The organism is Nocardiopsis deserti, assembly GCF_008638355.1.
Classification (GTDB): domain Bacteria; phylum Actinomycetota; class Actinomycetes; order Streptosporangiales; family Streptosporangiaceae; genus Nocardiopsis; species Nocardiopsis alborubida.
This window is the reverse complement of sequence record NZ_ML703349.1, coordinates 232,855-253,655: the sequence shown is the minus strand read 5'-3', so window position 1 is coordinate 253,655 and position 20,801 is coordinate 232,855. Positions and strand designations below refer to the sequence as shown.

The following is a 20,801-nucleotide window of genomic DNA, read 5'->3' as shown; positions in this document are numbered from 1 at the left end:
TCGCTTGGGGAGGCGTCCGGTGTGCTCACGCTCCGGACGACAACGAACACTGGCCGACGAATGTGAAGAACCCGTGTGCCCGTCGTGTGTGTCCCGTGTGGTGACCTGCGGCGGCTCCGAAGGCCCGCTCCGGCGCCCTCGCGCGCACGCGTACGATCGAGCCGCACCGAGCCCGACCGGGCCGGAAGCCGATCGGAGGTCACCGTGTGCGCGCATGTGCTGGTCGCCGAGGACGACGTCAACCAGGCCGACCTGATCCGGCGCTACCTGGAGCACGAGGGGCACTTCGTCCGCGTCGTGCACGACGGGCGCGCGGCGGTCGCGGCGCACCACCGGGACCGCCCCGACCTGGTCGTCCTGGACGTGATGATGCCGGTCATGAGCGGCCTCGACGCGTGCCGGGCCCTGCGCGCGGAGTCCGACGTGGCGGTGCTGATGCTCACCGCCCGCTCCACCGAGGAGGACCTGCTGACCGGGCTCGACCTGGGCGCGGACGACTACGTCACCAAGCCCTACAGCCCGCGTGAGCTGATGGCGCGGGTGCGCACGCTGCTGCGCCGGTCGCGCAGGGACCCCGACGACGCGGACCGGGTGCTGCGCGCGGGCCCGGTCGCGGTGGACCCGTCGCGCCACGCGGTGCGGGTGGACGGGGCCCCGGTCACGTGCACGCCCGCCGAGTTCCAGCTGCTCGCCGCGCTCGCCGCCCAGCCGGGCCGGGTCCTGACGCGCGCCCAGTTGCTGGAGCACATCCACGGCATGAGCCGGTTCATCACCGAGCGCACCATCGACGTGCACGTGAAGAACCTGCGCCGGAAGCTGGAGCCGAACCCGCGCAGGCCGGTGCGGCTGGTCACCGTCTACGGCGTCGGCTACAAGCTCGTGGGGAAGAGCGATGACCGCTCGGCGTAGGGGCGCGCTGCGGCACAGCCTGCTGGCCCGCCTGCTGGCGAGTTCGGTGCTGGTGGCGGTCTGCTCGATCTTCGCGACGGCGTGGCTGGCGGTGCAGAGGACGTCGGAGTCGCTCACCGTGCAGCAGGGGGAGACCCTGGCCGTGGACACCCGCATCCACGACACGCTCGTCGCCTACGCCGCCGACCACCCCGGGTGGGACGGCGTGGGCGAGACGGTGGGGCGCCTGTCCGAGGAGACGGGGCGGCGGATCGTCCTGACCACCGAGAACCGCGGGCTGATCGCGGACTCGGCCGAGGAGGCCCGGCCGCTTCCGCCGCGGACGACCTCGGTGGTCGACCCGCTGGCGGTGGACGTCACCCTCGCCTCCGACGTCAACGGGCGCATCGATCCCCGTGCCGTGGGGCCGTTCGCGCTGTCGGAGCAGGAACAGCTCCGGCTGGCCGAGGTCGCGGAGAACACCGCCGCCTGCCTGCGCGACCTGTACGGGCTGGCGGTGGAGGTGGAGGACGGGCCGAGCGGACGCCCCACCGTCACCGGGGTCCAGGCGGACCGGTACGCGTGGCTGGAATGCGGACTGGAATCGCTGGAGGAGCCGACCGACGGGGAGCGGAAGGCGCTGGACGAGCTGAACGGGCTGTTCAGAACCTGTCTGGGCGTGGAGGCCCCCGAGGAGGCGGAGGTAGCGGCGGAGTACCGGATGGACGGGGCCCTCGGGGTTCCCGTGGCGTTGCCCTTCGGCTCCGTGTCGGACCCCGGGGGCTTCGCGGACGAGGCCCGCGCTCCGCGCGAACCCGGGGTGCCCGAGGACGAGTCCGGGTCCTGGGTGCCCCCCGGGGAGGAGCCGAACGATCCCGACAGCGGCGCGAACCCCGTGCCCGTGGAACCGTCCGCGGAGGACCAGGGCGCGACCGGGGGCTCGGACGCGCCTCCCGTGCAGGACGATCCGGCACCCGAGGAGGAGCCGTGGTGGCCCGAGGTACCCGAGGAGGAGCAGCTCCCGAGTGCGGTTCTCGAGGAGTCGGGCGTTTCGGGGTCCGGGGCGCCTCCCGAGCCGCCGCGGTTCGACGCGCGCACCTCCGCGTGCCTGGACTCCGCCCGGCGCGAGCAGCTGGACCCCTACGTGGCCCCGGCGGCGCTGCTGTTCACCGACGACCCCGAGGCGGAGGCGTCGGGCGTCGTGCCGCTGACCGGCGAGGGCCTGGTTCGGGTGTTCGGTGTGGTGCTGCTGGTGCTGGTGCTGACGGTGGTGGTGAGCGTGGCGGTGTCCACGCGGCTCGTCCGCCCGGTGCGCGCGCTCACCGACGCGGTACGGCGGATGCGCGAGGGACGCGGGCGCTCGCGCGTGGAGGTGCGCGACTCCGGGGAGATCGGGCAGCTGGCGGACGCGTTCAACGAGATGGCCGAGCACCTGGAGCGGTTGGAGAAGCAGCGCCGGGCGATGGTCAGCGACGTCTCGCACGAACTGCGGACGCCGCTGAGCAACCTGCGCGGCTGGCTGGAGGCGGCCCAGGACGGGGTCGCCGACCTGGACCGGGAGCGGATGGGGATGCTGGTCGGCGAGACGCTGCTGCTCCAGGACATCGTCGACGACCTCCAGGACCTGGCGCTGGCGGACGCGGGCAGGCTGCGGCTGTCCCCGGAGCCGGTGGACGCCGGGGCGCTCGTGGAGCAGGTGGTGGACAGTCAGCGGCTGAAGGCCGCAGGGTCCGGACTGCGGCTGGCGGCGGAGGCCGGGGACGTGGTGGTCGTCGCCGACCGGACCCGGCTGGTCCAGGTGGTCGGGAACCTGCTGGGCAACGCGCTGCGGCACACCCCGGCGCCCGGGGCCGTCACCGTGCGGGCGCGCCGATCGGGCGGGGAGGCGGTCATCGAGGTGGCCGACACCGGTGTGGGCATCTCGGCGGAGGACCTGCCGCACGTGTTCGACCGGTTCTGGCGGGCGGACAAGTCGCGCAACCGGCGCACCGGCGGCAGCGGGCTGGGGCTGGCCATCGTGCGCAACCTGGTGGATCTGCACGGCGGGTCGGTGTCGGTGGAGAGCGTCGTCGGCGAGGGGACCACGTTCACGGTGCGGCTACCGCTGGCGGGCCCGGGGTCGTTGGAGGGGCCGGAGTGGCCGGAGGGATCGAAATGGCTGACGGAGGACTGAGAGGTTGACGGGTCCGCAGTTGCGGCCGGAGACGGTCACGCCGCGCCCGGAATGCCCTGTCTCGTCTAGGATTCGGAAAGGCGCGGCACCGGCCCGACCGCGCTTCCCCCTGCCCCGGGCCCGCGGAGGATGCGTGCGCCAACCCCCGAACGTCCGTGTCCCGAACGTCCGTGTCCCGAACGTCGGGGAGGGCTACGCCCGGTCGTACGACCGCCGAGTGACGACCTGCGCGGTTCTCTTCGGCGTGTTCTTGGGATCCCAGTTCCTCAACGTCGGAGCGATGTTGTTCTCCGACATCTCCGGGACGTTCCGGAAGTGGGGGGAGTTCGCGGCGGTCCTGTCGGCCGCGGTCTCGGCCGTGGCCTTGGCTGTCCTTCCCCTCTCCCTGTTGCTCCCCCTCCTGTTCAGCCGCGTACCGGCGCCGCCGAGGCGGCTTCCTCCGTGGACCACACCCGAACAGGCACGGACCGCGAGGGCGCTGGTGAACGACGGTGTACTCAGCAACGATCCCTGGACCGACCAGGTGGCCCGGGCATGGGCGGACGCCCTCACCTTGAACGCGGGGCTCCTGTCCTCCCCCGCCTTGCGGCTGGTCCCCGTCGCCTGCGGCGTCCTGATGCTCGCGATGAATGCCGCCGGTTTCGCGTGGGGAGCCCGGGAAGGCGACCTGAACCAGATGGCAATCCAGGCCAACGGCTTCGCCTTCTTCGGAGCGATCATGTTTTTGGCGCCCCTCCAGTTCCGGCGATTGGAGAGGGCACGCGGGTTCCGCGCACTCCACGAAACCGCGTACGGAAGGACGAGCCGATGAACCAGCGGCGCCCTCCCCTGTTCGTCCGTATCCGTGCCTATGCTCACCGGGACCCGCGCGGTTATGCGATCCGCGCCGGCCTCGTCGTCGGCCTCCTCTTCGGTGCGTGCATGGGGCTCTTCTTCGCCTTCCTCCTTCGGGCCCCCGGGGATGACGCGATGTGGGCCCTTCCGATCGGTGCGGTTGCGGGAGCCCTCTTCGGCACGTTCGTGGCCATGGTCATCGTCAGATCGCTTCCTTCGACCCCCCTGCCTCCGGGCACCGACCGGGCCGGGATGCGCGAGGCCGCGCGACTGGTCCGCAGCGGTGTCCCCGGCACCGATCCTCTGGTCAACCAGATCGCCCGCCACCAGGCCGAGGCGGTTCTGCGGCAGCAGTACTGGCCGAAGACCATGTCCGCCATCTTCGGTCTGGGCCTCGCACTGAACCTGTGGGCAGTGGCGTACGCCACCGGACCCGGGTTCTGGGGCAACGTCATGGGCATCGTGGTGTTCCCCCTCATGCTGTTCGTGGCGATGCCGATCACCGCACGCCAACGCAGACGGGCCCGGGCCTTCCTCACCGCGTTGGAGGAGGACCCGGGCCCGCGCCCGGACGCCTGAGCCCTCAGCGGCCGAGCGCCCGGAACCGCCGCACGCACAGCGGGAAGAAGACCGCCGTGAGCACCAGCGGCCAGACCACGGCCATGAGCACCGCGTTCTGCGCGATCCAGCTCTCACCGCCCCACCCCGGGTTGTCGAACAGCTCCCGGGTGGCGGCGACCGTGGACGACAGCGGATTCCAGTCCGCGACCGCGCCCAGCCACACCGGCATGGACGCCGTCGCCACGAAGGCGTTGGACAGGAAGCCCAACGGGAACTCCAGCATGTGCACCGCCGTGACGGCTCCCTCGCCCCGCACGGCCAGGCCCACGTAGACGCCCACCCACACCAGGGAGAAGCGCAGCAGCAGGAGCAGCCCGATCCCGGCGGCGGCCTCACCGATGCCGCCGTTCCACTGCCACCCCACCAGCAGGCCGCACAGGACCAGCAGGACCAGGGTGATCGCCGACCTGAGCATGTCCGCCGCGCACCGGCCCACCACGACGGCCGAGGGCGCCATGGGCATGGAGCGGAACCGGTCGGTGACCCCGCGCGCGGCGTCCTGGGACACGGCGGTGACCGTCTCGCCCACCCCGAAGACCATCGCCATGGCGAACATGCCGGGCATCAGGAACTCCCGGTAGTCCCCGCCGCCGGGCACGGTCATCGCCCCGCCGAACAGGAAGCCGAACATCAGCACCATGACCACGGGGAACAGCAGTCCCGCGACGAGCTGGCCGGGCTGGCGCAGCCAGTGGATGACGTCGCGCCGGGCGATGGTCCACCCGTCCGCCAGGGCCCAGCGCAGCCGGTCGGCGGGCGCGGGCCCCGCGGCCCGGACAGCGGTGTCGTTGGTTTCGTTCATCGGTTCTCCCCCACTCGGTCGTCGCTGTCTTCGTGCTCTCCGCGCTCGCCGTGGTCCTCGCGGTCACCGCGTTCCCCATGAACGTCACTGCCGTCACCGGCTTCACCGACGCCCTCACGGCCACGGCGGTCGCCATGGTCATCGCGGTCGCCACGGTCCTCATGGCCGCCGGTCAGGTGCAGGAACACCTCGTCCAGGGTCGGGCGGCGCAGCGCGACGTCCTCCACCTCGATCCCCTCCTCCTCCAGCGCCCTCACCACCTCGGTGAGGGCCGCGACCCGACTGCGGACGCCGACGCCGATCCGACGCGCGTCGGCCTCGACCTCGGGCCGCTCCCCGGCCACCCGGCCGATGAGGGCGGCGGCCCGGTCCAGCGCGGCGGCGTCGTGGAGCACCACGTCGAGCCGGTCGCCGCCCAGGCGGGACTTGAGCTCCTCCGGTGTGCCCTCGGCGACGACGCGGCCGGAGTCCACCACCGAGATCCGGTCGGCGAGCTGGTCGGCCTCCTCCAGGTACTGGGTGGTGAGCAGCACCGTGGTGTCGCCCTCCACCAGGGCGCGGACGGCGTTCCACACCTCGTTGCGCCCCCTGGGGTCGAGCCCGACGGTGGGCTCGTCCAGGAACAGCACGGGCGGGGACAGGATCATGCTCGCGGCCAGGTCCAGGCGTCGGCGCATGCCGCCGGAGTAGGCGCTGACCGGCTTGCGCCCGGTGTCGGCCAGGCGGAAGCGCTCCAGCAGCTCGTCGGCCCGCGCGGCGGCGCGCCGGGCGCCCAGGTGGTACAGGCGGCCGAACATCTCCAGGTTCTGCCGTCCGCTGAGCACCTCGTCCACGGCGGCGTTCTGGCCCACCAGTCCGATGCTCCGGCGCACCGCGTCCCCCTGGGAGGCCACGTCGTACCCGGCGACGCGCGCGGTGCCCTCGTCCGCGCGCAGCAGCGTGGCCAGGACGCGTACGGCGGTGGTCTTACCAGCGCCGTTGGGTCCGAGCAGCCCGCACACGCTGCCCGCGGGCACGTCCAGGTCGAACCCGCGCAGCGCCCAGCCGGTTCCGTAGCGCTTGCCCAGACCGCGCACGGTGATCGCGCCTCCGGTCGTGTTCACAGCGTTCCCCTCTCCACGCTTGTCGTACGCCGTACAGTACGACCCACGGAGAAGGGAACGCCAGAGGGGATCGAGATAATTCCGTACGGCGTACAGAATCTTTTTTTCTTTCTGGAACGGGGTGCCGCCTCCCCTCTGCACCGGGGTTCAGGCCATGGGCTCCCGACCGACCCGGAGCAGTCGGCGGACCTCGGCCGGGTCGAAGCGGAGGTGGCCGCCGGGGGTGCGCACCACGGGGATGCGCCCCTGTGCGACCCACCGGTTCACGGTCCTGGGATTGACCCTGAACAGGTCGCCCACCTCGGCCACGGTGAGCAGGGAGACGGGCAGGTCGGCGTGGGGTGCGTGGGGTATGCGGGTCTTGCGGGCTGTGTGGGGTGTGCGGGGCACGGTTGTCCTTCGTCGGGGGTGGAGGCGGGGCGGAAGGCGGAGGGTGGGGCCGCGGGGGGGGGGGGGGGGGGGGGCCCCCCCCGCCCCCCGGGGGCCTTGGGGGGGGGGGGGGGGGGTGGGGGGGGCGGGGGGGGGGGGCGGGGGGGGGGGGGGGGGGGCCCCCGGGGCCCGCGACCGGTTCAGGGAGTGGGTGTGCGCTGCCGGGGGATGGACGGCAGCTTCTCCGGTGGCAGCGCCTCCAGCGGTGACCTCCACACGACCGGGTGGAGGCGGTGGTGTTCCCAGGGGGTGCGGCACACGCGGACCTGCGTGCCCTGTCGGGCTCCGTAGACCTCCTCGTGCTGCCAGGTCGAGCCCAGGTAGCGGACCCTTACCCCGTGGGCGCACGCCCAGGCGTGCAGGGCCGCACTGCTCTCGACCTCGCGTACCTCGAACACGGTCCTGGCTTCGCGGCGCGGTTCGGGTACGGCGGTCATGGCTTCCGCCCCTGCCGCTGGTCGGCCTCGCGCAGTTCGTGCGCGGCCTGGGAGGCCAGGCGGGCGAGCTTCTCCAGGGCGGCGATTCGCGCGGCGCGACCGTGCGTGCTCCAGCCCGGGGAGAGGTCGACGTGGCAGGCGGCCACGGCCAGGGAGGCGAGGGAGCCCGAGCCGTTGGCCTCGCGGCACAGGCGGACGTCGTCGCACGTGAGATCCGTGACGGGGACGGCGGTGGTCGCGGACATCATCGCTTCGCCTCCCGGAGTGCCTGGTGCGCGGCGCGCACGATCGGGAGGACACCCGTGGCGACGCTGACCCGTGCCGTGGGCAGCGCGGTCGGCAAGGGGCGGGCGCGGCGGCTGCGGTGACGGCGGTGACTGCGGTGGCGGCGCGGCCGGAAGGCGAGGGAGTTCACGCCCTCACCCCCTCGAAGGTTCGGGCGGCCTGGACGGTCTGGGCGGTGTGCCACTGGCGGACCACGGCTGCGAGGTCGGTGAGTCCGTCGGACGGACGCGGGCGCGGGGTCGGGGGCGGCGCGGCCGGGGTGATGACGTGCAGGAGGTCGCCGCCGAGGTGGTCGGGGGCGGGTCGCTTGTCTGCTCGCGTGCGCTCCCAAGCCCGGTAGTAGGGCGGGATCAGGTCGCGTTCCACGGGGGGTTCGACGGGCTCCGGAGGGACGGGCTGCGGGTCCTGCCACTCCCAGCGGCGTCGCACGGGCGGACGGCGGCGCGGGGCTTGGGTTCGAGCGGGAGGCGGCACGGACCGCGCGTGGCGGCCCTGGGCGGGCGGGGCTATCGCCCGCCACAGCATGACGAAGCACTGGATCAGGTATCGCACGAGGCGGCTCCTCTCGGCTGCCGGATGGGAGGTCCGGCGGGAACTGAGTAGGCTCATAGTGCATCTAGGATTCCAAGTTTTCAAGAGCGGGATTCCTAGTTGTTCACTTACGCCCGATATCCAGTTACAGGATTCCTAAAATGTCCCTCTCTGACCGCCGACGATCTACGATCAGGGGCATCATGGCCACCAGGTACTCGCCAACCATCAGACGACGTCGCCTGTCCGCTGAGCTGCGACGCATCCGCCAAGCCGCGCGCATGACCAGTGAGGAAGTCGCGAAGGCCGCCGAGCTGTCCAAGTCGACGTACTCCAACATCGAGTCCGGCCTCAAGCAGCGCCCGAAGCTCCCGGAAATCCGAGCCATCCTCAACGCCTGCGGACTGCCGCCCGGCCGCGAGTACGAGGAGATCCTCGACCTGTGCCGCCAGTCCCTCGAACGCGGCTGGTGGAACCGGTACCGAGACGTCCTGGCCGCGAGATACGTGGGCTTCGAGACCGAGGCCAACGCGATCTCCACGTGGGAGCCCGTAGTCCTGCCCGGCCTGCTCCAGATACCGGGTTACATAGAAGTCATCGCCCAAGCCGCACTGGCCCAGCCAGAGGACATCCGACGCGCCATCGACGCGCGGATGACCCGACAGCGCATCCTGGACGACGAGGACGCACCGGAACTGTGGGCCATCTTTGACGAGACCGCACTTCTGAGGCTGGAGCAGCACCCGTTGGTGCGCCAGGAGCAGGTCCGGCACCTGCTGGAGATGGCCGAGCGCCCGAATGTCACCCTCCAGGTGACGCGCGCGACCCAGCTCAACGCGGGGAGCGGAGGCCCCTTCGTCATCCTGGAGTTTCCCGAATCGGTCGATCCCACGGTGGTCTATTTGGAAACGGACACCGATGGGATCTACTTGGAGGAGCCCGAAGAGATCGCCCGCTACAGAAACCTGATGAACCACCTGCGTCTGGCCGCCCTCCGCCCCGGCGAGACGATCGACCACCTTCGACAGATGATCGAGTAGAAGACCATGACCTCAGTTCCCACCCCGCTCAACTTCCGCAAGTCGAGCTACAGCCAGCCCACCTCAGGCAACTGCGTCGAGGTCGCGGACACCGGCACAGGTGCCGCCGTCCGCGACACACAGAACCGCCACCTCGGTCACCTGGAGGCACCCTCAGCCGAGTGGGCGGCGTTCCTCACCAGCGTCCGTTCCCGGTAACACGCATAAAAGGGGCCGCCAGCGATCTCCGCTGGCGGCCCCTTCTCAGTTCCCATGGGAAGTCTACTGATCAGACCATCCCCGCGTGCGCGGGGAGCACGCGAAGCGCGTCGGCGTGTGGAAGTACAGCCGGGGACCATCCCCGCGTGCGCGGGGAGCACCTTCCGGGTGCGCTCCGACAGCGCCGATCTGGCGGGACCATCCCCGCGTGCGCGGGGAGCACATCGACCTGGTCATCGTGGACTACTTGCAGTTGGGACCATCCCCGCGTGCGCGGGGAGCACTCCGGGACCGGTGTTCACAGATGGTTGACGCTGGGACCATCCCCGCGTGCGCGGGGAGCACGGCCGCGTCGGTCGGGGCGGACTCGGAGGGGCGGGACCATCCCCGCGTGCGCGGGGAGCACACGGTCAGGGTCAGCACGGCGACGATTGCGCCGGGACCATCCCCGCGTGCGCGGGGAGCACAGTCAGCGACCTGGGAACTTAACAGTGGCAAGCAGCCGAATTTCCAACTTCCCGAGAAACAGACATTTCACCCACAAAGCCAAGTCCGATCCAACAGATGATTCCACACAGGCCCATGCGTCCACGTTGTCGAACAGGCACGCGCTCGGCGGGCCGCCCTCGTGTCCGCGCGTACCCGGCCCCGCCGAGAGCGGCAGCCACCCAAGAACGGGGAGTCACACCCCTCCGGCACCACCGATGATGTGCGGGCGGGGCCTGGGCTCCTCCCCCTCCAGGGGCAGCTCGACCACGGGCACGTACCGGCCGACCGCCTCCCCGCCGTACTCGTCGCTGTAGCCGAGGACCCCGCCGCCCGCCCGGACCTCGTGGGCGCTGTTGAGCAGCATCAGCTGGGACGCCACCTCCTCCGCGGTGGGCGGGCCGCCGTCCAGGTCCATCCCGTTGGTCATCCGCACGGCACTGGCCGCCACGGCGAACGCGTCGTGGTTGACCAGGGCGTACCCGTTGTTGAGGGCGTCGGGGTCCTCGTCCCCTATGTACTCGTGGAAGGCGTTCACGAAGGACGCGTAGTGCGGCGGCGCGTTCTCGGGGGCCTGTCCCGCGCTCCAGCGCGGGTCGACGGCCGAGGCGTAGACCAGCGTGATGTCCCCGTCGCGCAGGTACCCCATCACCTCCTCGTCGTCCATGGCGGTCAGGCCGGTCACGGAGAACAGCACCCGGAAGGGCTGGTCGGAACAGGCCCGGCTGGCCAGGGAGGCGAGGAACTCCTTGAGGTCCGGAGCCCGCCCCGCGAAGAGCACCGTGTCGGTGTCCGAGGCGCACACGTTGAGGGTCACCGTGTGGAACAGGCCCGCACGGGGAGGGTCGCCGACGGTCGTTCCGGTGTACTCCTGGGGGTGCCCGGTGATGTAGACGCCGAGCTGGTTCTCGTAGGCCTCGCGCAGGGAGGAGACGAACAGGTCGGGCTCGTTGGCGTCGTAGACCAGGCTCGCCCGGGGCGTCTCCTCCAGGTCGTCGAGGTAGGCGCGCAGCGCCCGCACGTACTCGGTGTTGCTGGGCGCGGCGCGCATCAGGCCCGGCGTCTCGGGGTGGGCCAGGCCGTCGGCGGTGACCGCGGCGGAGACCATGGGGATGCCGTGCACGTCGAGGCGGGCGGCCACGTCCCGGGTGGAGCTGACGCTCACCCCCATGCCGATGACCGCGACGAGGGGGTTCTCCTCGTCTCCGGCCATGGCGACGAGTTCGTCCACCACCGGCTCCCAGCTCTCCTGCTGCCCGCCCATGTTGGCGAGGTGGAGCTGGATCGCCGGGCTCTGGTCACCGAAGTGGGGGGTGTGGTTGGCCCGCATCTGGGCGGTGTGGGCGCCCTCCAGGGACCTGACCATGCGGACGGGGTCCATGGGACTGACGTCGCCGAAGGTGAGCATGCCCAGGAGGGCGATCCGGACGACGTGCCCGTCGGCTTCCTCCGCCACCCGGGCGTTCTCCGCGGCGATGGCGGCCTGCACCTCGGCGTACTCCTCGTGGTAGACGTACGACCCGTCGGTGACGCCCACGCACTGTCCCTCGGACAGGCGCACGCCGCTTCCGGGCCCGCCGCATGTGAACACGTCCCAGTAGAGGACGGCCGGGACCAGCAGCAGGAGCGCCAGCGCCGGGACGACCAGCTTCCACCACCGCCGCAGCCACCTGCGGACGAGGGAATCCGGCCCGCCGGGCGGGCGCGGCGACAGGTGTGCGTCATGGGGGCCGGTCATGGTCGTCCCTTCGGTGGTGGGCGGTCGCTCATGCCTTGGCGCCGAACTTGGCGACCAGCCGCAGGTGCCACGCCGCCTCGTCGAAGATGTGCGCCGCTCCCTTCGGAGCCCGCCCGGCGAGGTCGTTCAGCGCCATGTGGCAGACCGAGTGCAGCGCCCCGGAGCGGAAGAGGTCGGGGTCGTTGAGGATCTGGCGGGCCGCGACGAGCTTGAGGACGGTCTCGGTCTCCTCCGCGCCCTCCGCCCCCTCCGGGGCCGCGTGCCGCTGCCAGGTGTGCGTCCACGCGTCCAGGAGCGGGAACGACGGGCGGACCCGCAGGGGCGCCGCGGTGACGCCCCGCAGCAGTCGGACCCACTCCTCGCCGCCGATGTCGGGGGCCTTGAGCCAGCCCTGGAGGTGCCAGGCCACACGGGTGAGCTGTCCCGCGCAGAGGCGGTGGTAGATCGCGCACTCGGCTGAGCGCCGGTTGTCGGACTCCCCGCTCTCGTAGTGGTCGGCGAGCCTGCGGTGGACGGCGTCCCAGTTCCCCGCGGCCCCGCTCGGGCGCCGGGCCAGGCTGCGGGACAGGAGGCGGCGCAGCACGGTGGTCGTCTCCGGGGCCGTGCGGTCCCACAGCGGGTGGTCGAGGAGGCGCTCCTCCTCGACGCGTTCGGTGAGCTCGCCCGACCGGTTCAGCCACAGCCCCGCGTCGGGGTCCCTGGCGGCGGAGCAGGTGACCAGCGCCTCCCGCAGGCGCTGGTCGAGGCGGTCCGGTTCGACGCCGAGGGCCGTGGTGAGCATGCCCTCCTCCACGGTCACGGCGGACTCCAGCCTGGTGACCGGGTCGACGGGGCGGTGGGCGAGCGCGGCGTGCAGGCTGGTGCCGCGGACCGCGACCCAGGCGTCGGCGAGCTGGGCGGTGGTCCCGGGGTGCCCCCCGGTGAAGTCCGCGAGGAGGTCGACGATCTCGTTCGAGACGTGGCCGCTGCCCTTGGCCCGGGAGCGTGCGCGCGAGAACAGCTCGCCGACGGCGCGCCGGTCCAGCGGGGCCAGGGCCGAGAAGCGCATGTACTGCCGGGTGTCCTCGTAGAACCGTTCGAGGGGCACGCCGTCGACCGTCTCGGACGTGGTGGCGACCACGGTGAGCGGCTCCGGGAAGCCGACGCCGCCGAAGAACCCGCTCCGGGCGAAGGGCGCCGGGACCTCGGCCAGGGACCTCAGGAGCACGGGCCCCACGCCCTGGTCGGCGTTGTCCAGCAGCAGGACCGGGGTGGGCTGGTAGCCCACGCGCCTGGCCGCGTGCTGGAGGTCGGTGAACAGGGCCTCGCTCAGGAAGCGGCCCACCTTCTCCCGGTTGGAGACGCGGGACACGGCGTCCACCGCGTCGGGCTCGCGCGCCTGGAGCCACAGGTGGTACAGGGAGTCGGCCACCTGCTCCCGGGCCTGTCCGCCCTGGCCCTGGGCCCGCATCCACTCGAAGACCCGGTCCAGGACGCGGGCGCCCACGCCCGACACGGCGGCGGCCCACCGGGCCAGGTCGACGGGCAGCGAGTCGACGCCGACCAGTTCGGCGGGCGGGATGAGGTCGCCCGCCTCGCTCAGGAACCTGCTCAGCCGCCCCATGCCGCTGGGCCACACCTGGTCCACCAGGGCGGTGATCTCCGCGTGCGCCCGGTCGTTGCGGCTCCTGATGTCGCCCTCGTCGCCCGGCGCCCCGTCGGGGTCGATCTCCAGGCGGACGGTGATCAGGCTGATCCAGAGCCGGGGGAACTGGAGGCGCCCGTAGTAGCGCAGGGCGCGGGCGAGGCCCTTCTCCTGGTGGGAGGAGATCGCGGCGAAGGCGTCGGGGACGCTGGAGTGGTACCTGACGTCGGCGAGGTCGAGGTGGGCGTAGGGGACGCCGAGCCTCTCCAGTTCACGGGCCTTGTGCAGGGCGAAGTGGGACTTGCCGTACCCCCGGGGGCCGTGGACGAGCAGGATGGGGCGCCTGCGGCCCGGCGGCCCCGACCAGCCGGGATCCACGAGTTCCTTGTAGCAGACGGCCTGCGCCTCCTGCCCGACCGGCGTCTCATGACCGTCCGGCACCTGCCCGCCACTCGACACGACCCGATGGCCTCCCTTTGTCCGCGCTCGTTCCGGCATACCACCGACATATGATGCGCGCCCTGTTCTGATTTATGGCTTTATCGGTTTTTTGTGACGTACGCGTTATGAGAATCCTCCACATATGAGCCCTCTGCTCTCTTTTGTGAAATTTGATATTGGTGTTGCTGATGTTGCTGATGGGACTTCTGAGGGCGCTTGAACAGGGCACACTCCGAAGTTGTCCACAGAAGGAGGAGGCGTCTTCCGGAGCGGCGGCGGCCCTGTTTCCATGAAGGGGAAAGAACGAGAACCGCTGATCCGACGATCCGAACGGAGGCCCCGTGACCGGTACCGAGGCGGCGCCCGCTCCCCGCACGCCTGCCGCCGCCACCGGCCCGCGCGTGCCCGATCCCGGAACGCCGGACGCCCGCGGGCCCTGGCGCTACCTGTGGTGGCTCATCGCCTCCCAACCGTGGAGGGTCGTGGCCGGGGCCTTCTGGGGAACCGTCTGGATGATCGGCCTCATGGTGATGCCCTACCTCCTCTCCCGCGCCGTCGACGACGGACTGCGGGCCGGGGACCGGAGCGCACTGCTGCTGTGGGCGGGTGCCCTGGCGGGCACGGGTGCCTTCAACGCGGCCGTGTCGATCATGCGGCACCGGACCATGACGCTCGTGCGCATGGACGCCTCGCTGCGGACCATGCGCGTGGTGGCCAGACACGCGGCCCGGCTGGGCGCGGCGCTGCCCCGGCGGCTCTCCTCCGGGGAGCTGTCCACCGTCCAGGTGCTGGACGTGGGCCGGATCGCGCAGACACTCACCATGACCGGGCCGGGGGTCGGCTCGGTGATCGCCTACGCCTCGGTCGCCGTCCTGCTCCTGACCGTGTCACCCCTGCTGGCGGCGGTCGTGCTGGTCGGCGTGCCGTTGCTCGCCCTGACCGTGGGACCGCTGCTGCGCGGCCTGCGCGGCGGACAGAGCGGCTACCGGGAACGGGAGGGGCTCCTGACCACCCTGGCGGGCGACATCGTGGCCGGGCTGCGCGTGCTGTCCGGCATCGGCGGCAGGGACCGGTTCGCCGCCCGGTACCGGGAGCGCTCGGCCTCGCTGCTGCGCCAGGGGTACCGGCTCGGCGCGACCAGCAGCTGGTTCGAGGCGGTCAGCTCCTGCCTGCCGGTGGTCTTCCTGGCGGCCGTCACCTGGATCGCCGCCCGACTCGCGGTGGCCGGGGAGATCACCGTGGGGGAGGTGGTCGCCGTGTACGGCTACGTCGCCGTCCTCATCATGCCGGTGTTCTTCCTGGTGGAGGCGGCCAGCGACCTCACCCACGGCCACGTGTCGCTGGAGCGGGTGGTGCGGCTGCTGCGGTCCGGGCCCGCGCTGTCGGAGGGCGGCGGCGCGGCTCCCCCGGAGGGGCCCGCCGAGCTGGTGGACCCCGAGAGCGGAACGCGGGTGCCGCCAGGGTCGATGACCGCCCTGGTGTCCTTCCGGCCCGGGGACGCGGCGCTGGTCGTGGAGCGCCTGGGCCGCTACACCGACTCCGACGCCCGCTGGGGCGGGGTGCCGCTGCGCGACATGGACGTGGAACGGGTGCGCGACCGCGTCCTGGTCGGCGACAACGAGTCGTACCTGTTCGCCGGTCCGCTGCGCGAGGTGGTCGCGGTGCACGGCGACCGGACCGACGCGGAGGTCATGGAGGCGCTGCGGACGGCCGGGGCGCTGGACGTGGTCTCGTCCCTGCCCGACGGGCTGGACTCGGCGGTGGAGGAGCAGGGCCGCAACCTGTCCGGCGGGCAGCGCCAGCGGGTGCGGCTGGCGCGCGCGATCCTGGCCCGACCGGAGGTGCTGCTGCTGGTCGAGCCCACATCCGCGGTGGATGCGCACACCGAGGCGCTGATCGCGGCCCGGCTGCACGAGGCCCGCCGGGGACGCACCACCGTGGTCGCGGGCACCTCTCCGCTGCTGCTGGCGCGGGCGGACCGGGTGGTGCTGCTGGACGGGGGGCGGGCGGTGGCGGTGGGCACGCACGGGGAGTTGGTCGCCACGCGGCCGGACTACCGGGCGCTGGTCCTGCGCGGAGCGGACGAGGAGGGCCGGTCGTGAGCACGGGGACAGGGGAGAGCACGGGGCCCGAGGGAGCCGAGGAGAGCACAAGCCCCGGGGAAAGGACGGGGACCGGCGGGAGCACAGGGCCCTGCGGGAGGACGGTCCACGGGACAGGTGCACAGACCAGCGGGAGCACGGGGACCGGCAGGAGCGCGGGGGCCCAAGCAAACCCGGGGACCGGCGGGAGCCCCGACACCGGAGAGGCGACGGGGACCGGCGGAAGCACCGGAACCGAGGCAGGCAGGAGGACCGTCGGGGGTGTCGGCGGCGGGGGAGGGACGCACACCGGGGAGGGGGAGCGGCTGCCGGTGGCGGAGCCCGCCCAGGCGCGCCGGGACGCCTGGCGACTGGTGTCAGCCGACCGCGCGGGGCTGATCGCGACGCTCGCGCTGACCTGCCTGGCCAGTGCGGCCGGGCTGGCCGGACCCTACCTGCTGGGACGGATCATCGACCTCCTGGAGGCCGGTCGGGCCACCGTCGCGGCGGTCGACGGGCTGGCCGCCGCCGTCCTGGCCTGCGCGCTGGCACAGCTGGTGCTGACCCGGTACGCGCGGCTGGGCGCGTTCCGCTTCGGGGAGCGGGCACTGGCGCGGCTGCGCGAGGAGTTCGTGGACCGGGCCCTGGCCCTGCCCACCCGCGTGGTGGAGCGGTCGGGCACAGGGGACCTCACCAACCGGGCGTCCGGCGACATGGGGGTGGTCGCGACGACCCTGCGCGGTGCCGTCCCCGACGTGTTCCCCGCCCTGTTGCAGGTCCTCTTCCTGCTGGCCGCGGTGTTCTGGCTCAGTCCGGCTCTGGGCGTGCTGGTCCTGGTGGTCGTGCCCCCGCTCTGGTGGGCGCTGCGCTGGTACCTGCGCCGGTCGCGCGCCGCCTACCTGGCCGAGGGGGCGGCCGCCTCGACCGCGCTGGCGGGGGTGACCGCCACCGCCGAGGGCGGGCGCACCGTGGAGGCGCTGGGGCTGCGCCGGGAGCGGGTGGCGCGCACCGACCGCGACACCCTGGAGCTGTACGGGGCGCGGCGGCGCACCCTGCGCCTGCGGTCGGTTCTGTTTCCCGTCGCCGACGTCGCTTTCTCCCTGCCCGCCGTGGTGGTACTGCTCGGCGGCGGACTGCTCCACCTGGAGGGAGGGGTGAGCCTGGGGGTGGTGGTGGCCTGCTGCCTCTACATGCGGCAGATGGAGGAGCCCGCCAGCGGGATCATGTACTGGGTGGAGCAGTTGCAACGGGGCGGGGCGTCGTTCGCGCGGGTGCGCGGCGTGGGGCGGGTGGCGGCTCCGGTCGGCACGGCCCCGACACCCGTCGACGACCGGATCGAGGTTCGCGGCGCCCGTTACGCCTACGTGGCGGGTACGGACGTCCTGCGCGGGATCGACCTGACGGTGCGGCCCGGCGAGCGGCTGGCGGTCGTGGGTCCCTCGGGAGCGGGCAAGACCACGCTGGGTCGGCTCCTGGCCGGAGTGGACGCACCGGATGCGGGGAGCGTGCTGGTGGGCGGTGTGCCCGTGGCCGACCTGGCGCCGGAGGAGCTGCGCCGCCGCATCGTCCTGGTCAACCAGGAGCACCACGTGTTCGCGGGGACGCTGCGCGAGAACCTGGCCCTGGCCTCCGAGGAGGCCGACGACACCGTTCTGCTGTCCGCGCTGGAGGCGGTGGACGCGGACTGGCTGCGGGAGCTGCCGGAGGGACTGGACACCCCGCTGGGCGCGGGCGGCACGGCGCTGGACGCCGCCGGAGCGCAGCAGCTGGCCCTGGCCCGGGTGGTGCTGGTCGACCCGCACACGGTGGTGCTCGACGAGGCCACCTCGCTGCTGGACCCCACCACCGCCCGGGCCGCGGAGCGGTCCCTCGCGGCCGTGCTGGAGGGCAGGACGGTGATCGCGATCGCCCACCGGCTGCACACCGCGCACGACGCCGACCGGGTGGCGGTGGTGGAGGGCGGCCGGATCACCGAACTGGGCGCCCACGACGAACTCGTGGGCGCGGGAGGCGCCTACGCGGCCCTGTGGAGGTCCTGGCACGGCACCGCCTGAAAGCTCGGACACGGCGTCCTGCTCGGTCAGACGGGGTGGCGCGCCTGCTCGGCCAGACGGGCGTCCGCGCCGTCGGCCAGGGCCTGGAGCGCGTCGTCCGGGGCGGCGAAGACCTCCCAGGCGGGCCGCCCCGCGGCCTCGGCGACGCGGCGGGTCACCAACAGCTCCAGTTCCTCGGCGCGGGCGCCCTTCCACACCTTGTCGGCGAGGCTGACCAGCAGGTCCTCCAGGCCGCGACCCTCGGCGGACCAGTCGCCGTGGGTGGCCCAGAACCGGGCGAGCCGGGCGGGCACGCCCCGGGCCAGGAGCAGCCGCTCCCCCGCGGCCTCGTGTCGGCGGCCGGGCCCGCGCAGCTCCTCGGGGTGCTCGGTCCTGCCGATGTCGTGCACGGCCGCGCCGAAGCGGACCGCGTCGGCGTCGACCGGCAGACCGGGGTGGTGTTCGGCCAGCCACGCGAGCAGTTGCACGGCCACGCCGTGGACCAGCGCGCCGTGCGCGCGCAGGCGGGGCGGCGCGCCGGTACCGGCCAACAGCCGGGACGCCTCGTCCGGGATCGGGATGTCCATGTCAGTCGATGATGCCCCCTCCGACGCGGGCGCGGGCGAACACCAGCCGGAAGGAGCACAAGGCGGACGCGTCCGGACTGTCGCCGACCTGCGGCACCATGGAGGCGACCTCCGCCGTCGACCTCCGAGGAGCTGCCATGTCCGACCAGCGCTGTGCCTGGGCACGGGGGTCCTCCGAGCTGATGCGGGCCTACCACGACCAGGAGTGGGGCAGGCCCTCCCGCGACGACGCCCACCTGTTCGAGATGCTCGTCCTGGAGGGCGCGCAGGCCGGGCTGTCCTGGTCCACCGTGCTCAACAAGCGGGAGAACTACCGGCGGGCCCTGGAGGGCTTCGACCGGGACCGGATCGCGGAGTACGGCCAGGAGGACACCGACCGGCTCCTCCGGGACGCCGGGATCATCCGCAACCGGCTCAAGGTGGCCTCGCTCCCCCGCAACGCCCGGGCCTTCCGGGAGGTGCGCGAGGAGCACGGCACCTTCGCGGCCTACCTGTGGGGCTGGGTGGACGGAACGCCCGTGGTCAACCGCTTCACCGAACCCTCCGAGGTCCCGGTGAGCACCCCGTTGTCGGACCGGGTCAGCAAGGACCTGAAGAAGCGCGGCTTCACCTTCGTGGGCACCACCATCGTCTACTCCTACCTCCAGGCCGTGGGCGTGGTCGACGACCACCTGGTCGCCTGCCCGGCCAAACCCGCCTGACCGCCGCCACCGGACGCTCAGGACGCGGCTCGGCGGCGGCTCGGCGGCGGCTCGGCGGCAGGACACCGGCGACGCGGCGGCGGGGCACCGAAGCCCCGCCGCCGCCCCGGGTCAGTCGGCCCCGGACGCCTCCACCGGGGCGCGCCCGCGCTCGGTCCGCCACCAGCGGCCCACCCCGACCTCGCGCAGGAACGCGTGGTCGTGGCTGGCCACCAGCAGGGCGCCCCGGTAGTCCGCGAGGGCCTCGGCCAACTGCCGCTGGCTGTCGAGGTCGAGGCTGTTGGTGGGCTCGTCCAGCACCAGCAGCCGGGGCGGCTCGTCCGCCAGCAGCAGCCGGGCCAGCGCCACCCGGAACCGCTCGCCCCCGGAGAGGTCGCCCGCCCTCTGGTCCACCCGGTCCCCGCGGATGAGGAAGCGGGCCAGACCGGCCCGCACCCGGTGCGGCGTGGCGGAGGGCGCCGCCGCGCGCACGTTGTCGAGCACGCTCAGGCCGTCGTCCAGCACGTCCAACCGCTGCGGCAGGTAGCCGATCCGGTCGGCGGCGTGCACCACCTCGGCCTGCGGGTGACGCCCCCGACCGACCACCGCCCGCAGCAGGGTGGTCTTGCCGGACCCGTTGGGCCCGACCAGCGCCACCCGCTCGGGCCCGCGCAGGTACAGCCGCCCGCCGTCCGGAGTGCCCAGCTCCAGGACGCCGTGCCCGGCCGGGACCTCGGTGCCGGGCAGGGCGATGCGGATGGCGTCGTCGTCGCGGACGGCGACCTCCGCCCGGTCCAGCTCCTCCCTGGCCCCGACCAGTTTGGCCTCCTGCATGATGCGGTGCTTGCCCGCCGCCACCTGGGCGTCGCGCTTGCGCTGCTTCATGACCACGCGGGGCTCGCGCTTGGTGTCGTACATCTTCTTGCCGTAGCGCACCCGCCTGGCCAGCTTGACCTGGGCGTCGGCGAGCTGGCGCTTCTCGCGGCGCACGTCGGCCTCGGCCACGCGCACCATGCGCCGGGCCGCGTCCTGCTCCGCGGCGAGCTGTTCGGCGTAGGCGGAGTAGTTGCCGCCCCACACGCGCACCCGCCCGTCACGGAGTTCGGCGATCTGGTCGACCCGCTCCAGGAGCTCGCGGTCGTGGCTGACCACGACGAGCACCCCGTGCCAGGACGCGACCGCGTCGTGGAGCCGCTCCCGGGCGTGGCGGTCCAGGTTGTTGGTGGGCTCGTCCAGCAGGGTGACGGCGGGGCGGCGCAGGGCCAGCCCCGCGAGCGCGACCAGCACGGCCTCCCCTCCGGAGAGGGTGCCGACGGGGCGGTCCAGCGGGGTCTCCCCCGCCAGGGCGACGCCGAACCGTTCGAGCTGGGCCAGGGCGCGCTCCTCCACGTCCCAGTCCTCGCCGACGGCGGCGAAGTTCGCCTCGGTGGCCTCGCCCGCCTCGATGGCGTGCAGCGCGGCGCGGGTCCGGTCGACGCCCAGCAGCTCGGCGACGGTGCGGCCGGTGTCCAGGGTGAGCCCCTGGTCCAGGTAGCCGACGTCGCCGTCCACCGACACCGTGCCCGACGCCGGGACCAGCCGCCCCGCGACGAGGCGGAGCAGGGTGGACTTGCCGCTGCCGTTGCGGCCGACCAGTCCGGTCCGCCCGGTGCCGAAGGCGGCGTCCAGGCCGGTCAGGACGGGGGTGCCGTCGGGCCAGGCGAAGGACAGCCCCGTGCAGACGACGGAGAAGGCAGAAGACATGTGGACCTCTCGATGGTGGTGGAGAACTGCCGGGGACCCGGGGTGCG

Annotated in this window: 20 protein-coding genes and 1 CRISPR repeat array; of the genes, 9 read left to right on the top strand and 11 right to left on the bottom strand. The window is 73.0% G+C overall.

The window, feature by feature from the left end; all coding sequences use genetic code 11:
* Positions 1 to 204: 204 nt before the first annotated feature.
* The 4 genes from FYW99_RS06250 to FYW99_RS06235 all read left to right on the top strand — a co-directional run bounded on the left by FYW99_RS06250 (position 205) and on the right by FYW99_RS06235 (position 4,474).
* On the top strand, positions 205 to 909 hold the full coding sequence (locus FYW99_RS06250; protein WP_061083291.1) for a response regulator transcription factor: 705 nt from the start codon (positions 205 to 207) through the stop codon (positions 907 to 909).
* On the top strand, positions 893 to 3,061 hold the full coding sequence (locus FYW99_RS06245) for an ATP-binding protein (RefSeq protein WP_150251003.1): 2,169 nt from the start codon (positions 893 to 895) through the stop codon (positions 3,059 to 3,061). The genes FYW99_RS06250 and FYW99_RS06245 overlap by 17 nt, the downstream gene beginning before the upstream one ends.
* Positions 3,062 to 3,194: 133 nt before the next feature.
* The gene (locus FYW99_RS06240; protein WP_150251002.1) at positions 3,195 to 3,872 is read left to right on the top strand and encodes a hypothetical protein; all 678 of its coding nucleotides are present in this window, start codon (positions 3,195 to 3,197) and stop codon (positions 3,870 to 3,872) included.
* Positions 3,869 to 4,474, top strand: a complete 606-nt coding sequence (locus FYW99_RS06235) for a hypothetical protein (protein WP_150251001.1) — start codon at positions 3,869 to 3,871, stop codon at positions 4,472 to 4,474. The genes FYW99_RS06240 and FYW99_RS06235 overlap by 4 nt, the downstream gene beginning before the upstream one ends.
* Before the next feature lie 4 nt (positions 4,475 to 4,478).
* Here FYW99_RS06235 and FYW99_RS06230 read toward each other — a convergent pair whose 3' ends face one another.
* The 6 genes from FYW99_RS06230 to FYW99_RS32205 form a co-directional block, all read right to left on the bottom strand.
* The gene (locus tag FYW99_RS06230) at positions 4,479 to 5,318 is read right to left on the bottom strand and encodes an ABC transporter permease (RefSeq protein ID WP_150251000.1); all 840 of its coding nucleotides are present in this window, start codon (positions 5,316 to 5,318) and stop codon (positions 4,479 to 4,481) included.
* A complete protein-coding gene (locus FYW99_RS06225) occupies positions 5,315 to 6,421 on the bottom strand; it encodes an ATP-binding cassette domain-containing protein (RefSeq protein WP_150250999.1) in 1,107 nt (368 codons plus the stop codon). Before FYW99_RS06225 ends, FYW99_RS06230 begins: the two co-directional genes overlap by 4 nt.
* A gap of 147 nt (positions 6,422 to 6,568) precedes the next feature.
* Entirely contained in the window at positions 6,569 to 6,775 is a 207-nt protein-coding gene (locus FYW99_RS06220) for a BldC family transcriptional regulator (RefSeq protein ID WP_150251200.1), read from the bottom strand.
* A 215-nt stretch (positions 6,776 to 6,990) separates the two neighbouring features.
* Positions 6,991 to 7,287, bottom strand: a complete 297-nt coding sequence (locus FYW99_RS06210; protein WP_150250998.1) for a hypothetical protein — start codon at positions 7,285 to 7,287, stop codon at positions 6,991 to 6,993.
* The gene (locus FYW99_RS06205; protein ID WP_150250997.1) at positions 7,284 to 7,535 is read right to left on the bottom strand and encodes a hypothetical protein; all 252 of its coding nucleotides are present in this window, start codon (positions 7,533 to 7,535) and stop codon (positions 7,284 to 7,286) included. Before FYW99_RS06205 ends, FYW99_RS06210 begins: the two co-directional genes overlap by 4 nt.
* A 163-nt stretch (positions 7,536 to 7,698) precedes the next feature.
* Positions 7,699 to 8,124 (bottom strand): hypothetical protein, encoded by a 426-nt coding sequence (locus FYW99_RS32205; protein WP_223838787.1) that lies wholly within the window; start codon positions 8,122 to 8,124, stop codon positions 7,699 to 7,701.
* A gap of 182 nt (positions 8,125 to 8,306) precedes the next feature.
* Between FYW99_RS32205 and FYW99_RS06195 the strand changes: the two genes are divergently transcribed.
* Together FYW99_RS06195 and FYW99_RS06190 are read left to right on the top strand one after the other, a co-directional pair.
* Positions 8,307 to 9,143, top strand: a complete 837-nt coding sequence (locus FYW99_RS06195) for a helix-turn-helix domain-containing protein (protein WP_150250996.1) — start codon at positions 8,307 to 8,309, stop codon at positions 9,141 to 9,143.
* Positions 9,144 to 9,149: 6 nt separating this feature from the next.
* Complete coding sequence (locus FYW99_RS06190) at positions 9,150 to 9,341, top strand: DUF397 domain-containing protein (protein ID WP_150250995.1); 192 nt, start codon at positions 9,150 to 9,152, stop codon at positions 9,339 to 9,341.
* Between the two features lie 71 nt (positions 9,342 to 9,412).
* Positions 9,413 to 9,808: direct repeats of the CRISPR family, unit length 29 nt; unit sequence GGGACCATCCCCGCGTGCGCGGGGAGCAC.
* A gap of 215 nt (positions 9,809 to 10,023) precedes the next feature.
* On the opposite strand, the gene FYW99_RS06185 is transcribed toward FYW99_RS06190, so the two are convergent.
* Both FYW99_RS06185 and FYW99_RS06180 read right to left on the bottom strand, forming a co-directional pair.
* Positions 10,024 to 11,565 (bottom strand): type 1 periplasmic-binding domain-containing protein, encoded by a 1,542-nt coding sequence (locus FYW99_RS06185; RefSeq protein WP_190394569.1) that lies wholly within the window; start codon positions 11,563 to 11,565, stop codon positions 10,024 to 10,026.
* Positions 11,566 to 11,593: 28 nt separating this feature from the next.
* Positions 11,594 to 13,648: a hypothetical protein gene (locus FYW99_RS06180; protein WP_223838785.1), complete on the bottom strand. Its 2,055-nt coding sequence runs from the start codon at positions 13,646 to 13,648 to the stop codon at positions 11,594 to 11,596.
* A gap of 323 nt (positions 13,649 to 13,971) precedes the next feature.
* On the opposite strand from FYW99_RS06180, the gene FYW99_RS06175 reads away from it, so the two are divergent.
* Positions 13,972 to 15,732 carry an ABC transporter ATP-binding protein gene (locus FYW99_RS06175; RefSeq protein WP_190394568.1) on the top strand — a complete coding sequence of 587 codons (1,761 nt, stop codon included), beginning with the start codon at positions 13,972 to 13,974 and terminating at the stop codon, positions 15,730 to 15,732.
* 311 nt (positions 15,733 to 16,043) lie between these two features.
* Positions 16,044 to 17,765 (top strand): ABC transporter ATP-binding protein, encoded by a 1,722-nt coding sequence (locus tag FYW99_RS06170; protein ID WP_223838783.1) that lies wholly within the window; start codon positions 16,044 to 16,046, stop codon positions 17,763 to 17,765.
* Between the two features lie 26 nt (positions 17,766 to 17,791).
* On the opposite strand, the gene FYW99_RS06165 is transcribed toward FYW99_RS06170, so the two are convergent.
* Both FYW99_RS06165 and FYW99_RS31690 read right to left on the bottom strand, forming a co-directional pair.
* Entirely contained in the window at positions 17,792 to 18,331 is a 540-nt protein-coding gene (locus FYW99_RS06165; RefSeq protein ID WP_150250994.1) for an HD domain-containing protein, read from the bottom strand.
* A 1-nt stretch (position 18,332) separates the two neighbouring features.
* Entirely contained in the window at positions 18,333 to 18,470 is a 138-nt protein-coding gene (locus FYW99_RS31690) for a hypothetical protein (protein WP_190394567.1), read from the bottom strand.
* On the opposite strand from FYW99_RS31690, the gene FYW99_RS06160 reads away from it, so the two are divergent.
* Positions 18,469 to 19,032, top strand: a complete 564-nt coding sequence (locus FYW99_RS06160; protein ID WP_150250993.1) for a DNA-3-methyladenine glycosylase I — start codon at positions 18,469 to 18,471, stop codon at positions 19,030 to 19,032. The genes FYW99_RS31690 and FYW99_RS06160 overlap by 2 nt on opposite strands.
* A 111-nt stretch (positions 19,033 to 19,143) precedes the next feature.
* Here FYW99_RS06160 and FYW99_RS06155 read toward each other — a convergent pair whose 3' ends face one another.
* Positions 19,144 to 20,754, bottom strand: a complete 1,611-nt coding sequence (locus FYW99_RS06155) for an ABC-F family ATP-binding cassette domain-containing protein (protein ID WP_150250992.1) — start codon at positions 20,752 to 20,754, stop codon at positions 19,144 to 19,146.
* Positions 20,755 to 20,801: the final 47 nt, after the last annotated feature.

What these genes read in the sequence shown, in the direction of transcription:
- FYW99_RS06230 (WP_150251000.1), bottom strand. Translation starts at nt 5,318, where the DNA reads ATGAACGAAACCAACGACACCGCTGTCCGGGCCGCGGGGCCCGCGCCC.
- FYW99_RS06235 (WP_150251001.1), top strand. Translation starts at nt 3,869, where the DNA reads ATGAACCAGCGGCGCCCTCCCCTGTTCGTCCGTATCCGTGCCTATGCT.
- FYW99_RS06210 (WP_150250998.1), bottom strand. Translation starts at nt 7,287, where the DNA reads ATGACCGCCGTACCCGAACCGCGCCGCGAAGCCAGGACCGTGTTCGAG.
- FYW99_RS06245 (WP_150251003.1), top strand. Translation starts at nt 893, where the DNA reads ATGACCGCTCGGCGTAGGGGCGCGCTGCGGCACAGCCTGCTGGCCCGC.
- FYW99_RS06195 (WP_150250996.1), top strand. Translation starts at nt 8,307, where the DNA reads ATGGCCACCAGGTACTCGCCAACCATCAGACGACGTCGCCTGTCCGCT.
- FYW99_RS06205 (WP_150250997.1), bottom strand. Translation starts at nt 7,535, where the DNA reads ATGATGTCCGCGACCACCGCCGTCCCCGTCACGGATCTCACGTGCGAC.
- FYW99_RS06190 (WP_150250995.1), top strand. Translation starts at nt 9,150, where the DNA reads ATGACCTCAGTTCCCACCCCGCTCAACTTCCGCAAGTCGAGCTACAGC.
- FYW99_RS31690 (WP_190394567.1), bottom strand. Translation starts at nt 18,470, where the DNA reads ATGGCAGCTCCTCGGAGGTCGACGGCGGAGGTCGCCTCCATGGTGCCG.
- FYW99_RS06160 (WP_150250993.1), top strand. Translation starts at nt 18,469, where the DNA reads ATGTCCGACCAGCGCTGTGCCTGGGCACGGGGGTCCTCCGAGCTGATG.
- FYW99_RS06185 (WP_190394569.1), bottom strand. Translation starts at nt 11,565, where the DNA reads ATGACCGGCCCCCATGACGCACACCTGTCGCCGCGCCCGCCCGGCGGG.
- FYW99_RS06155 (WP_150250992.1), bottom strand. Translation starts at nt 20,754, where the DNA reads ATGTCTTCTGCCTTCTCCGTCGTCTGCACGGGGCTGTCCTTCGCCTGG.
- FYW99_RS06165 (WP_150250994.1), bottom strand. Translation starts at nt 18,331, where the DNA reads ATGGACATCCCGATCCCGGACGAGGCGTCCCGGCTGTTGGCCGGTACC.